Annotated in this window: 1 protein-coding gene; it reads left to right on the forward strand. The window is 62.0% G+C overall.

What is annotated here, in order from left to right:
• On the forward strand, positions 1–563 hold a 563-nt coding region (locus HWX36_RS36720), incomplete at both ends, for a hypothetical protein (protein WP_208457851.1).

Genomic DNA, 563 nt, shown 5'->3' on the forward strand with positions numbered 1-563 from the left:
GTCGAGGTCGAAGTCGACAGGGACGACACCGTGCTATCTGTCGAGCTCAGGCCGGTCGACAGCGAGGAGATCGAGCTGTTCGCCGACGACAGCCCCGTCGAGGTCGATGTGGACAGCGAAGAAATCGAGCTGTTGGCCGACGACAAGCCCGTCGACGTCGACGTCGACAGCGACGACACCGTGCTATCCGTCGAGCTCAGGCCGGTGGACAGCGAGGAGATCGAACTGTTAGCCGACGACAAGCCCGTCGAAGTTGACGTGGACAGCGAAGAAATCGAGCTGTTGGCCGACGACAAGCCGGTCGAGGTCGAAGTCGACAGGGACGACACCGTGCTATCTGTCGAACTCAGGCCGGTCGACAACGAGCTGATGCCCGTCGAAGTCGACGTCGACAACGAGGAGATCGAGCTATTCGCCGACGACAGCCCCGTCGACGTCGACGTGGACAGCGAAGAAATCGAGCTGTTGGCCGACGACAGGCCCGTCGAGGTCGAAGTCGACAGGGACGACACCGTGCTATCCGTCGAGCTCAGGCCGGTGGACAGCGAGGAGATCGAGCTGTT

Origin of the sequence: Burkholderia sp. BCC0405 (genome assembly GCF_902833075.1) — a bacterium.
GTDB lineage: Bacteria > Pseudomonadota > Gammaproteobacteria > Burkholderiales > Burkholderiaceae > Burkholderia.